Origin of the sequence: Halalkalibacter alkaliphilus (assembly GCF_023555415.1) — a bacterium.
Taxonomy (GTDB): Bacteria; Bacillota; Bacilli; order Bacillales; family Bacillaceae_D; genus Halalkalibacter; species Halalkalibacter alkaliphilus.
Window position 1 is genome coordinate 1 of record NZ_JAKRYL010000008.1, and the last position, 12,867, is coordinate 12,867.

13 protein-coding genes are annotated in these 12,867 nt (G+C 35.3%); 11 read left to right on the top strand and 2 right to left on the bottom strand.

What is annotated here, in order from left to right:
* Positions 1-196 precede the first annotated feature (196 nt).
* The 3 genes from MF646_RS09130 (at position 197) to MF646_RS09140 (ending at position 3,508) form a co-directional block, all read left to right on the top strand.
* Complete coding sequence (locus MF646_RS09130; RefSeq protein ID WP_250096189.1) at positions 197-754, top strand: DUF1405 domain-containing protein; 558 nt, start codon at positions 197-199, stop codon at positions 752-754.
* A 222-nt stretch (positions 755-976) separates the two neighbouring features.
* Complete coding sequence (gene asnB / locus MF646_RS09135) at positions 977-2,899, top strand: asparagine synthase (glutamine-hydrolyzing) (protein ID WP_250096190.1); 1,923 nt, start codon at positions 977-979, stop codon at positions 2,897-2,899.
* A gap of 192 nt (positions 2,900-3,091) precedes the next feature.
* Positions 3,092-3,508: a rhodanese-like domain-containing protein gene (locus tag MF646_RS09140; RefSeq protein ID WP_250096191.1), complete on the top strand. Its 417-nt coding sequence runs from the start codon at positions 3,092-3,094 to the stop codon at positions 3,506-3,508.
* A 72-nt stretch (positions 3,509-3,580) separates the two neighbouring features.
* On the opposite strand, the gene MF646_RS09145 is transcribed toward MF646_RS09140, so the two are convergent.
* Both MF646_RS09145 and spoIIP read right to left on the bottom strand, forming a co-directional pair.
* Complete coding sequence (locus MF646_RS09145; protein WP_250096192.1) at positions 3,581-4,417, bottom strand: cupredoxin domain-containing protein; 837 nt, start codon at positions 4,415-4,417, stop codon at positions 3,581-3,583.
* Between the two features lie 401 nt (positions 4,418-4,818).
* Positions 4,819-5,982 carry a stage II sporulation protein P gene (gene spoIIP / locus MF646_RS09150; RefSeq protein WP_250096193.1) on the bottom strand — a complete coding sequence of 388 codons (1,164 nt, stop codon included), beginning with the start codon at positions 5,980-5,982 and terminating at the stop codon, positions 4,819-4,821.
* A gap of 290 nt (positions 5,983-6,272) precedes the next feature.
* On the opposite strand from spoIIP, the gene MF646_RS09155 reads away from it, so the two are divergent.
* The 8 genes from MF646_RS09155 to MF646_RS09190 all read left to right on the top strand — a co-directional run bounded on the left by MF646_RS09155 (position 6,273) and on the right by MF646_RS09190 (position 12,824).
* The gene (locus MF646_RS09155; RefSeq protein WP_250096194.1) at positions 6,273-6,971 is read left to right on the top strand and encodes a response regulator transcription factor; all 699 of its coding nucleotides are present in this window, start codon (positions 6,273-6,275) and stop codon (positions 6,969-6,971) included.
* Positions 6,968-8,353: a sensor histidine kinase gene (locus MF646_RS09160; protein ID WP_250096195.1), complete on the top strand. Its 1,386-nt coding sequence runs from the start codon at positions 6,968-6,970 to the stop codon at positions 8,351-8,353. The genes MF646_RS09155 and MF646_RS09160 overlap by 4 nt, the downstream gene beginning before the upstream one ends.
* Before the next feature lie 214 nt (positions 8,354-8,567).
* Entirely contained in the window at positions 8,568-8,825 is a 258-nt protein-coding gene (locus tag MF646_RS09165; RefSeq protein WP_250096196.1) for a hypothetical protein, read from the top strand.
* Positions 8,826-9,065, top strand: a complete 240-nt coding sequence (locus tag MF646_RS09170) for a hypothetical protein (protein ID WP_250096197.1) — start codon at positions 8,826-8,828, stop codon at positions 9,063-9,065.
* Positions 9,066-9,387: 322 nt separating this feature from the next.
* Complete coding sequence (locus MF646_RS09175) at positions 9,388-9,945, top strand: TVP38/TMEM64 family protein (RefSeq protein WP_250096198.1); 558 nt, start codon at positions 9,388-9,390, stop codon at positions 9,943-9,945.
* Positions 9,946-10,033: 88 nt separating this feature from the next.
* On the top strand, positions 10,034-10,867 hold the full coding sequence (locus MF646_RS09180; RefSeq protein WP_250096199.1) for a M15 family metallopeptidase: 834 nt from the start codon (positions 10,034-10,036) through the stop codon (positions 10,865-10,867).
* A gap of 214 nt (positions 10,868-11,081) precedes the next feature.
* Complete coding sequence (locus MF646_RS09185; protein ID WP_250096200.1) at positions 11,082-11,429, top strand: four-helix bundle copper-binding protein; 348 nt, start codon at positions 11,082-11,084, stop codon at positions 11,427-11,429.
* Between the two features lie 66 nt (positions 11,430-11,495).
* Entirely contained in the window at positions 11,496-12,824 is a 1,329-nt protein-coding gene (locus MF646_RS09190; RefSeq protein WP_250096201.1) for an MFS transporter, read from the top strand.
* Positions 12,825-12,867 lie beyond the last annotated feature (43 nt).

Sequence of the window (12,867 nt, forward strand, 5' to 3'; positions counted from 1 at the left end):
GTTGTCATAAGAGATTAAAGCTATTATCTTTTTTTCAAAGATTTCATAAATCTTCTTCATAGTTTCTACACAATTAAATGCAATACTCTATAACACAAAGCTTGTTAGGCTAATTTTAAATAGGATGTAGAAAGAAGGAAAGCTATTGATTTACTTGAAGCTGGTTTATTAACTGGCTTGGGAAGAAACGTACTATTTGGTTATTATTTATGACCAATTGGGAACGATCTACGGATATATATGGTATATGCCTCAATTAGTCGAAACGGAACTTTGGTTTTTGCCGTTTGTCCCAGATAGTCCTACTGCTAGTTTATTTTTTACCATTACGTTGCTGTCCTTTTTAGTAGGGAAAAAATGGCCGCTAATAGAAGCGTTTGGTGCTGTTACTTTGTTTAAATACGGAATATGGGCAGTTGTCATGATTGTGGCAACAAATTTTACTGGAGGAACCCTTCATTGGACAAGTTATATGTTAATTGTTTTTCACATTGGAATGGCAGTTCAAGCACTCCTGTTTAGTCGATACTTTCGTTTCAAATTAAAACATTTGTTAATTGTAGCACTGTGGACTTTAACAAACGATATATTGGATTATTCACTGGGGATTTTTCCGTGGTTATATTCAGGACTTCATCCCTATTTAACTAATATTTATATGTTTACTGTAAGTCTAAGTATTACGAGTGTTCTCGTATTTCATGTGTTGGTTGCAAGGAGAACTGGACAATACAAGAATGATATACCTGTTTGATTAAATTCGATGTGTACTCCTAAACATGACCATAAAGTAGAGGTCATGTTTTTATGATGGTATGTCTTTAAAAATGGCGGTTCAAAATGGGAGTGGCACTGTGATGTTGAACATTAAAATTCATTTCCCTTTGTTTTACATGAGTTCTTCATGAAAAAAACATACATTGAGGGTAATGTAATTATCTAATCTAAAACAAGAAGAAATATGAGGTGTTGTCAAATGTGCGGTTTTGTTGGATATATAAATGAACAAAATGAAATCGGAAATATAGAAAAAAATCAAATAAATAATATGCTTAAGTTGATTCATCATCGTGGACCAGATGACACAGGTTTCTTTAATGATGATCATATCGTTTTTGGATTTAAAAGACTAAGTATCATTGATGTGGAAAATGGAAAACAACCTATCTCATTTGAAAATGAGCGGTACTGGATGGTATTTAATGGTGAAATTTATAACTATCAGGAACTGCGTAAAACCTTGAAAAATATAGGTTATACGTTTCAAACTTCATCAGATTCAGAAACGATTCTTGCTCTTTTTAGTCATAAAAAAGAAGAAGCTTTTTCTGACTTAAGAGGAATGTTTGCTATTTTGATTTGGGACAAGCAGGAGCAAACGATGTACGGAGCACGAGACCCCTTTGGTATCAAACCATTGTATTATACGAATGGTGAAAGTGAGCATGAACTATATTTCGCGTCTGAGAAAAAAAGTTTAGTAGCACTTGAAAACAAAAGATCTTTAAATAAGGAAGCATTACATCATTATTTAACTTTTCAATATGTGCCTGAGCCATTAACGATGACAACTGATACGTTTAAAATCGAGCCTGGCCATTATTTCATCAAAAGGAAAGGAGAGAATTTAATCCAAACAAAATATTGGGAGCCAACCTTTAAACCAAGTCAAGGTGATCTGGATGCAAGTTCTAAACAGATCGCACGAACGTTAGAGGAGTCTGTAAATTGTCATATGATAAGTGATGTTCCATTAGGAGCTTTTTTATCTGGAGGAATTGATTCCACTTGTATAGTAACATTAGCAAAAAAAATTAATCCTGACATTAAGACATTTACTGTTGGATTTGAGCAAGAAGGATATCATGAACTAAACCCTGTAAAGCAAACAGTGGAAGCTTTGGAGGTTGAAAATTCTTATTATCAAGTTTCAGTTACCGAATTTATTGAGGAACTTCCTAAAATCATTTGGCATTTAGATGATCCCGTGGCTGATCCAGCAGCTATTCCTCTTTACTTTCTAGCAAGGGAGGCTACCAAACATGTAAAAGTTGTTTTATCTGGAGAGGGTGCAGATGAACTTTTTGGAGGCTACCGAATCTATAAGGAGCCTTTGTCACTTCGTCCTTTATCTTCACTTCCGGATAGTGGTAAAAAAATGATGAATTTCATTCTTAATCGAGTTCCACAAAAAGTAAAGGGCAGAAATTATATAGAACGCGGGCTTACACCGATCGAAAAGCGTTACATTGGGAATGCAAAAATGTTTTCGGAAGCCGATAAATTTAAGTTGTTAAGCCAGTATCAATCAGAATATAACTATGAAAAGATTACTACGCCATTTTATGAACAAATTCAACACCTTGATGATATTACGAAGATGCAATATATCGATCTTCAGACATGGTTACGAGGTGATATTTTAGTGAAGGCTGATCGAATGACAATGGCGCATTCATTAGAACTCCGTGTTCCATTTTTAGATAAAGAAGTCTTTAAAGTGGCTGCTAACCTTCATCCCACTTTAAAGGTAGATAAATCACAAACGAAAATTGCTCTTAGAAGTGCTATGAAGCACATTGTACCAGAGCATATTGTCAATCGAGCTAAGCTAGGGTTTCCGGTTCCAATTAGACATTGGTTACAAAATGAATTGTACGATTGGGCAAAGAATTTGATTATGGATAGTCAGACTGACTATATATTTAAGAAAGAAGAGATTCTTCAGTTGCTTGAACAACATCGTAAAATCAATTTGCATGAAAGTTCAATGTTTAAGAGCAAAGGGGATTATAGTCGTCCATTATGGACAGTACTGACTTTCATGCTTTGGCACCAAGTCTTTATTGAAAAGGTCTATGAATTTGATACTACTATGGAGCATAGTAAACAGTTTTAAGTTTTTTCATTGAACATGTTGAATAACTTTATTCAACATGTTCGGCTATTATTGTTGTATGTTAAACACTTTCTAACAATGCTTGTCCCGCCTTAAGGGGCTTACATGTTAACAGTTTTAATACATATCCTTTTCTCTAATCTTTTAAATAAGCAAGAAAAAATATAGAACTAGAAAAAGGAGCGAGAAATGATGAGAAAATATCTTTTACCTTTAAGTTTTATCGTTGTAATAATCATTTCAATTGCAATTGTTATTAATCCATTCCAAACAGCTACCGTAGAAGAGGAGCCGATAAGTCAAAAATGGGATGATATTGACCAAGAGGAAGTTCTGATGGAAGTTGGTAACGAATATGTAGAAATAGTAGATTTACGAGAAGAGGAGCTCTATAAGGAGGGGCATATATCTGGAGCCATTAATATCCCCTATGAAGAGTTTCAAGACCGCTATAATGAATTAAATCAAGAAAAACGAATTATTCTTATTTGTCATACAGGTAGAATGGGAGTTGAAAGTGCCGATTTTCTTGTGGAAAAAGGATTTGATAAAGTAGCTAACTTCGGAGGTGGCATGGCTGTTTGGGATGGACCTCTTTCAACAGAATAAGTTCGTTTCCTTTTTAAAATAACAAAGTTCCCCTACTTAGTCTGAGCGAAAAGTAAGTAGGGAAACTTTGTCTTATAATTCCGTAACGATTATAGTAGCTTTCATTCCAGCTGCTTCATGTCCAGGTATGGTACAAACGGCTTCATACGTACCAGGTTTCGGAAAAACAACTGACATATTTTCAGAAGTACCAGGCATCGCATGGAGGTGAAAATCCAACCCTTTAATCTCAAAATCATGTTCCTCTATTCCGTTATTAACTAATGTTAGTGATACCTCCTCACCGGGTAACAATTGAATTTGATCTGGACCAAATTGATATTCATTCGCGCCTACTACTATTTCTTGATTATTTCCATGATTGGCATGATGGGCTGGGCTGTTATTAAATTCAAAAGTGAAATTGTGAAAACTAAAAATAAACAAACAAACAAGAGTAAAGTATGGAAGTGGGTGTGAAATCAATGAATTATTGTTTGATTCCTTATTAATTTCATAAACTAAAAGTAAATAAATTAGAAAGAAAATCCCAACAGTCCAAAGACTCATTATGTTTAAAAGTTGGTTATAATGTTCAGGGGAAATCATAACACCTAACATCGTTCCCATCATTCCCCCCATTACTCCAGAAATGAGTCCATCAATAATTGCGATCAAGGAGTAAGGAAATCCTGCTATTACACCAACGAACCCGCCAATTAACATGCTTAGAACAGTAATTTCAAAAAACAAGTCAGGAAATAAAACTGCAGAGAACGTACCTATACTTAATCCGGTAATCATTCCAAGAGTCATTGAAACAACCATTCCTATCATATTGCTTAATTTCTTTTTAAATAGATAGGAAAGACATATTAACCAAGTTAATAAAAGGATAAAAACAATACCGAGCAAAACTGGTTGTAGCAATTTATTCTCTCCCTTCATGTTCATACTGTTAGTTTATTAACGTTAAAGATTAAATATGTACAAGGGTTACTATTTCGTATCTTCACACATCGGGAGAAAGTCGATATAAATAATTTTAACGAGGTAAGGGATAAGTACGTGAGGTGAGACAGGGGCTCATAAAATTAATCATTTTTATTTAAGACGATGTAAACTATAATTAAGTAAATTCTCTTCTACTTTTTGTTTTTTGCGTACTTTTTAAAGGGTATACAATTATTGTTATTGAAGGTCCCAAAATTATGGGGTCCTTCAATAACATGTAAAAGTCAAGTCATTTCAATATTTTTCATTAGATTACGTTTGTCAAAATTCAAAGTAGAACTAGAGTAATTACTATTAAGAAATAATGCTAAGTAAAATTAGTTATTCACCTGCTCAGCGGAGTTCCAGTAATACTCACTAATAATTTCTGCTAATGCCTCAGTTGTCCGGTAACTTTCCTCTAATGTATTATCTACACCGCCCATTTCAATAAGTATGGAGTTTTCCGAAAGATCCTGATTATATCTACCGTTAATCCCGGTTCCGTCTTTAACTAGTACCCCTCTACTTAACCCTGGATATTGTTTTTCGAGTAAATAGTGCAAGTCCTCAGCTAGTTTTTGATTCTTCTCATAGTTAGGGTTATTTTTCCCAATAACAAAATAAGTTCGTGCGTATTCTATCCCGTTAATTGTAACGGTTGTTATATCTCTGCGTAATGCATCGCGATGGATTTCAAAGAAAAATTCTAAGTCTTGATTGTTTTCCATGGCTGTTTTTATAAGATCTCTTGACGCTTCATAGGACTGAGGATAGCTCCATCCAAGTTCGCTTAACATACCACTAATATCAGTTTTGTCGACCTCCGTTCCGATACCTCTCTTTTCTAATTCTTTTCCTAATCTCTCGCCTACTAAAGTGACATTTACATCTGCATGCCAAGCATCGTCCGGTTCAGATGCGTTTTTTAATTCAGGAAGGAATGATTCCCGACTATGTGAATGGATAATATGAACAACTTTATTCTCTGTTGATTGAGATTCGGCGCTCATATCATTACGTTCATCAGAAGTTTCTTCGTTTATATTTGGTAACCCCTCAGAAGCCGCCTCTCTTTCAGCAAGTATCACATCCATTGGGGGAGCTGATTCAGAAGTAGGCATGTTTGTAAAATCGGATCCTTCTCCAGCAACAACAATCGTTCCATCATAAAAAGAAAACCCAGGAAGTTCTCTTCCTAAAAAAGTTCTAGGATCATCAAAATTTATATTAGTTATAAATTCAAATGCAAATTTCCCTATTGAGGGATTTTGACTTTCGGCTGGCAAAACCTCCGAAAAATATTGATTCTCCATGCTCATAAAATAAAAGAGTGATTCAACGGAGATGTCATAAGTTGTTCGTTTTAATGCGTCACTTGTTAGAGATGTTTGAAAGGTCGTTAATGCTCCAATAATTATAAAGATGGAAATCATACTTAAAATCAACATAGTTATCATATTTTGAATGGTTGCAGCACTATGAGTTTTGCTAGATTTCAATAGCGACCTCTCCTTTCACTCGTTAATAGATATGATGATAAGTTAAATATTAGAAGAATCAAATTCTATAAAACTCTATTAATTTAAGCGGAACTTTTTATTTATAATAGTAAAAGGGACAAGAGATTAGTTCATAGCAAAGTGGATATAGAATAAAAATGAATCTTTTCTGATAAGAAGTTCATTGTTTTTACATACTTTTAAGTTAATATGACATTGGATTGTTAATATTAAAAATCTATGTCGAAGGTAATATGTTTAAGAAATAGATTAAGTATGAGGTGAGATCAATGAAAAAAATACTTATAGTTGATGATGAAAAACAAATGCAATCATTGCTCTGTGTATGTATTGGTTCTAGTGAATTTGAGTTAACGACAGCGGGTTCTGGAAAAGAAGCACTTGAATTAATAAAAGAGCAACAGTTTGATTTAATGTTACTTGATATCATGATGCCAGAAATGAATGGCTTTCAAGTATTGAAGGAATTAACGGAGAAAGAATTATTAGTCCCTACTATTATTATTTCAGCTATTGGTGAAACAGATCAGGTGGTAGAGGGGTTAAACCTTGGGGCATCTGATTATATTACGAAGCCGTTTGAACCGAAAGAACTAGTGGCCAGAGTTAATTCTGTACTTCGACGTGTAGAACCTTTACAACTGGTAGAAAAAAGGAAGGGGATTTTTGGAATTACCATAGATCAGTCACAGCAAATGGTTTCCTACAATCAGAATGGGATTCCACTGACGAAAAAAGAGTATCAGCTTTTTAGTACCCTTCTATCCAACCCTGGACGTGCTTATACAAGGGAACAACTCTTTTACCTTGTATGGGATGAGGCAGATGATCGTGATTTCCGAAATATTGATACCCATATTAAAAACATCCGTGACAAATTAAAAAAAGCCGGGCTTGACAACACTGTCGTGGAGACAGTATGGGGGATTGGTTATAAAGTTCCTCAATGTGAGGGATTGAGTATATGAAATTGTCGACTAAAGTGAGCTTGCTTGTACTTTTGTCCGTGGTATTGATTATAGTCATGATGGGTTTCTCTTTTTACACCCTTTCGAAATCATTTTACAAAAATCAACTGCAGGTGGAAATTGAGCATAGACTTGACGCACACCGCGAAGTAGTAGAACTGCATACGGTGCCAGAAACGCTAGAACATGTGATGATTATGGAAAAAAGAAATCAAGATAATTCATTTATTGTGTTTGATGCGAATTTCAATGTTCAAAATAGTACTCAACAAGTTTCAAAGGAAATGATTGATCGATATCAAAGTTGGATTGTTAGCCTTTCTGAACGCTCGAATGAAAAAACAGAACTTGTTAACACCATGACTGAACATATTCCCCATATCTGGTCATACGAACCGTTTGAAATCAACGGAGAGTTGGGAGGGTATCTATTTATTGACCAAGATACTGGTAGCTTTGAAAAAGCTAGATTAACTCTTTTAGGTATTACAATGTCAATGGGATTGATTACACTATTATTTTCAGGTATGTTAACAATTTTCTTGTCAAAAAAGATTACGCTTCCACTTAAGAACGCACGGGATTTGACAAAGCAAATAGCAAAAGGGAACTTTGATGTCCAACTTTCTAGTAGAGGAAATGATGAAATAGCTGATTTATTAAGACATATTTCTACTATGGCAAGACAACTTAAAGAATATAAAGATACAAGACAACAATTTCTAACCAACGTCTCCCATGACATCCGAACACCACTAACATATATTAAAGGCTATGCTGCATTGTTAAAAGATCAGAAGGTTGAAGCAGACCTTGTTCATGAGCAGGCAACAATTATTCACCAAGAAGCTGTACGAATGGAAAGTTTAGTAAAGGACCTGTTTCAATTAATGAAGTTAGAGGAAGGGAAAATCCCGTTGAATATTCAGGAAATCGATCTTGTAGATTTCATTCAAGAAGTTAAAAAGAAAGTAACATTAGCTACTGATGATAAGAAAATAGACATACTCTTTTCATACGCCTACCCAACTCTTCTTGCTAACATTGACCCAGATCAGTTTGAACGAGTCTTACTTAATCTTTTGAATAATAGTATAAGACACACAAACCTAAATGGGAAAATACAAGTTAGACTAGAGAAGAGAAACAAAGAAATAATAATTGAAATTGAAGACGATGGCGAAGGAATTCCAGCAAAGGATCTTCCCTATATATGGGACCGTTTTTATCGAGTAGACAAATCGCGTTCCACGAAATACGGTGGTAGCGGATTAGGGTTAGCCATTACTAAGCAAATAATTGAACTGCATGGTGGAACAATACAAATCAAAAGTATGGTTAATGTAGGAACGGTCTTCACCATTAGATTAAACAATTCTTGATATATTGTTATCAAAAATAGATGGACTTAACAACCAGCGAGCAGAGTAAGCCCTTTTTTCATAAATGAAAATCGGCTCAAAAATAAATTTTCCAAAGAAAGTATTCTAATCTTTTGTACTACTTCATATTTCCATCAAATTCTTTTGTTACATTTTTTATGAGAGGTCCTTAAAGCTCTGTAGGGAACCGAATTGCTGAAAGGGGTTTTGCGAAATGGATTTAGTTACATTCCTTTTACTTGGTGTTCTTGTGCTCTTAAGCCTGACTTGTGTTAAAGGCATGGGCAAGCATGGTGGAAGTTCTACCTGTTGTTCGCCTAAAAAAAACATAACTGGTAGTCCAGTAAACAACGAAGATTCAGTTTCTGAATCGATCGAGTTACAAAAAATGTATTCACAAATGGAGAAAATGGAAAAGGATAATCAAAAACTATTGAAAGAAATTGACGGATTACGAAAGGAGTTGAAATAATTGAACATATTTTTAATAGTATTTATTGCGATTAAAATCGTTTGTCTGTTCTTCTGTTGGAAAGCCGTCAAGATGACTAAGCAGAGTACCCCTAATAGGACGCAAAAAAATAAGAATGAGAATGTAATTAACTCATCTGAAGATTGGCAGCGAGCACATAAACAAATGAGTAAATTAATGGAAGAAAATAAAAAGTTGACGGCATCTTTAGAGGAACTAAAAAAGTCAAAGTCATCATAAGAAAAATGCTCACTTTATAGAGAAATCATTGTTGAAAAGGTTAATATAAAATGAAGGTAATTGAAGAAAGCATATGACGCATGAAAGAATAATGGCATTGACTCCTATCAATTTGTAGGAGTCTTTTGGATTTTATAAAAGGTATGCAAAGTTACTTTAGTGATAATAACCAAAATTTGAAAACTTCATATTTTCTACATAAATGAACGATAGAATGATAGTTCTTGATCAGAGTAACAATACAAGAAAAATTAAGCGTCAGGGTCTATGGAGATCTCATAAAAATACAAGATCATTATGAAGACAAATAGAGGAGGGGAAAATGGAAGATCGGCTTATATATTACTTTCAAGAGTATGAACACTTTGCAATCTTAATTAGTATTGGAATTAGTATTATTGTTGCAGTATTAGGAGTTATTCCAAGTTTCTTTGTGACTGCAGCGAATCTTATCTTTTTCGGGTTCTGGATGGGGACATTTATTTCTTTTGTTGGAGAGTCGCTCGGAGCCATCATAGCATTTTATTTGTATCGAAAAGGGTTTAAACAATTTTCTCAGAAGCCATTGGACAAGTACCCGAAATTAAAACGGTTAGTACATTTAAAAGGAAAAGATGCCTTTTATTTAATTTTATCCCTTCGCCTTCTTCCTTTTGTTCCTTCAGGTCTGGTTACTCTTGCTGGAGCCATTGGGAGTGTTTCATTTATCACTTTTGCTATTGCAAGCTCAATAGGTAAAATACCTGCGCTTTTGATTGAAGCGTATTCGGTTTATCAGATTACTCAATTTGAGTGGCAAGGAAAAATGATCCTTAGCATTGCAGCGATTTATTTAATTTTTGTTGTTTGGAAAAAAAGGAAGCAACCCACTTCTGTATAATGAGTCACTTACTAATAAAGCTTAAGACCTGAAATCTCGCTAAGTTGTAATTGCAGTAATAACACAGAAAGGATAGGTATTTTATTAAATGAGGTATTTTTACATTGCTGCACTAGCAGTCGTATTTGTAATCTTAATTGTAATTTATAAAGAAAATTCACTATTAACAAATTCTACAAAAGAAGAAAATAAAGAAATGTTATTAAGTGACTACTTATCAACAGACGACGGAAAAATGAAGAATAAGAACGGTGATATAGATAGTGCTCCAATAAAAAATAGTATCGATAAAGGCGAACAATCCCAAGAAGATCTTGCTAAAGATAAACCATGGGAATCTTACACGGAAGAGCAATTAGATGATGTTCTTTTATTGGTAAATAAAGAGCGAAATTTACCAAAAGACTATGTACCTTCGGATTTAGTTGAGCCCAATGTACCTTTTCCATTTATAGAGGATCTGCCTCAACGGTTAATGCGCCAAGAAGCAGCGGAAGCACTTGAAGACTTATTTGAAAAAGCCAATGATGATAACTTAAATCTTTATGCTCAATCCGGGTATCGCTCTTACGAACGACAGGAGAGTATTTTTGCATATTATGTTGAGAGAAGCGGAGAAGAAAAGGCAAGTCAAGTAAGTGCGAATGCTGGACATAGTGAGCACCAAACTGGTCTAGCAATGGATGTTACTAGTCCGGAAGTGAACTTTCAATTAGTTACCTCATTTGAAGATACGCCTGAGGGGCAATGGATTAAGGAAAATGCTGCGCAGTTTGGTTTTATAATACGTTATCCAAAAGATAAAGAAAAAATTACAGGTTATCAATACGAGCCATGGCATCTTCGGTTTGTAGGCAAAGAGCCAGCCAAAGTAATTTATGAACAGGGGTTAACGTTAGAAGAATACTTAGGATTTGAGTAAGATACGAAGAGTAAATTTTAATTAAAGTAAATACTAATATTTTTTTTCTAAGCTCCCTTCTCAAGGGGGCTTATTTACGTTTTGGTGTCATGATAATAATTAAAATTTTGAACAAATTTCCTATAATACTTCTGCCTTGTGTGACTTGGTAATATTTACTAGATTTGTGTAGAGTGGTCTATTAAATAATAAGAAAGAAGGGAGGAGATGTAAAATGACCAATTTGATTGATTCAACTATACAACAACATCAGGCCTGTATTGATGCTTGCAACAAATGTATGCAAGCATGCGAAGAATGTTTGTCATCATGTCTAAAAGAGCCTGATGTACAAGCTAGAACTCACTGTATCAGTATGTTAAGAGACTGCGCAGATATTTGTTCAATGGCATCTCAATGGATGTCTCGTGGGAGTATGTTTGCAAAACAATTTTGTGAAATGTGTGCTATGATCTGCGAAGCCTGTGCTACTGACTGTGAGAAGTTCCAAGACGCTCATTGCCAGGAATGTGCTACTTACTGCCGCAAGTGTGCAGAAGAATGCCGTAAAATGGGAGCTTAAAATCGAGCAAAAGCAGGTGATCAAGGTTGCCTGTTTTTGTTCAATACCTGTTAAAGAAGGGATCAAATGATTATACAAGACATTAAAAAATTAGACCGTGCCATGCTGATTTTATTATTAGGAGTCTTGCTTTCACATCTAGGAACATACTTAGTGATTCCTATGTTACCGATTATGTTAAAAATAGATGCAGCATTATCTCTAGCGCAAGTAGGAATGGTATTGGCAACGAATGCCATATCATTTCAATTTGGGAGTTTACTCGGAGGATTTTTGGCAGATCGTATTGGAAGAAGGTTCATTATTGGATTAGGAGCGATGATTGGTGCAGCTGGATTAATCGGTTTTGGGCTCTTTAATGTATTTGGATTGTTACTTGTAGCCTCACTGATTACAGGTCTTGGCAATGGATTGAACGCTCCATCAACCAAGGCGGCCATTGCGGCATTGGCATCAGAAGAAACGCAAACGACAGCCTTTTCGATGCGTGGGATTGCCGCTAATATCGGAACAGCAGCAGCTGGACTTATTATCTTCTTTGTTGTGACAGGATCCTCTAAGTTGATTTTTTGGATTGCGGGGATTATTTATGTGGCACTCGCATTAAAGAGTTGGTTTTTCCTTCCGAAAAATTGTGGAGATGCAAATTGTCCTGTTATCCCATCGGGTGCATATAAGGAAGTGTTTAAGAATAAACCTTTTATTGTGTTTGGTGTAGTTAGTGTTATTATTTGGGCTTTATATGCTCAGTTGGCTTTGACCCTTCCAATACGGGCAACGGAGGTCTTGCCCGATCCAAGTAATGTGGCCCTAATTTGGACGATCAATAGTGGGATTGTCATTTTGGCTCAAAACGTGATGACAGGAAAAGTTATTCAGAGGTTACATCCGTTAACCGCACTTGCATTCGGGATGTTATTTATCGGGTTTGGAGTCGGTTCTCTTTACTTTGCTACATCGTTTTTTCACCTTGTGTTAAGTGGTGCCATCTTTGTTTTAGGTGAAATGCTTATCTTACCAACTATTGATAGTACAATTTCACAGTTATCGACAGCTGGATTGATCGGTCTCTTCTTTGGATTGGCGAATGTGATGTCAGGCTTAGGTGAAGCTGGTGGAAACTTTATTGGTGGTCAATTACTTCAAATCGGAACAGAAGTTAGTTATTTGCCGTGGGTCGTGTATGCAGCAACAGGGGTAGCGTTATTCTTGGTTGTTCTATTACTCAAAAAGTGGCAGCCGCTTGAACAATTATTACAAAAGGCAGCGACACAAGATGATAAGCCGAGACACGCACCAAGAGTTCAACCGGGACCTACGAAAAACCGCTCTCATCCGTTTAGTGGTTGGGAACAAGAAGTATTTTTCAGAAAAAAAAGTCATCCCCAGAGATAGGCGAATAATCAAATGGAACAACATCATTAGCATCATGAATTGC

Coding starts and splice junctions, on each gene's coding strand:
- MF646_RS09140 (WP_250096191.1), top strand. CDS start 3,092: ATGAGAAAATATCTTTTACCTTTAAGTTTTATCGTTGTAATAATCATT.
- MF646_RS09190 (WP_250096201.1), top strand. CDS start 11,496: ATGATTATACAAGACATTAAAAAATTAGACCGTGCCATGCTGATTTTA.
- MF646_RS09160 (WP_250096195.1), top strand. CDS start 6,968: ATGAAATTGTCGACTAAAGTGAGCTTGCTTGTACTTTTGTCCGTGGTA.
- asnB (WP_250096190.1), top strand. CDS start 977: ATGTGCGGTTTTGTTGGATATATAAATGAACAAAATGAAATCGGAAAT.
- MF646_RS09175 (WP_250096198.1), top strand. CDS start 9,388: ATGGAAGATCGGCTTATATATTACTTTCAAGAGTATGAACACTTTGCA.
- MF646_RS09165 (WP_250096196.1), top strand. CDS start 8,568: ATGGATTTAGTTACATTCCTTTTACTTGGTGTTCTTGTGCTCTTAAGC.
- MF646_RS09155 (WP_250096194.1), top strand. CDS start 6,273: ATGAAAAAAATACTTATAGTTGATGATGAAAAACAAATGCAATCATTG.
- MF646_RS09185 (WP_250096200.1), top strand. CDS start 11,082: ATGACCAATTTGATTGATTCAACTATACAACAACATCAGGCCTGTATT.
- MF646_RS09180 (WP_250096199.1), top strand. CDS start 10,034: ATGAGGTATTTTTACATTGCTGCACTAGCAGTCGTATTTGTAATCTTA.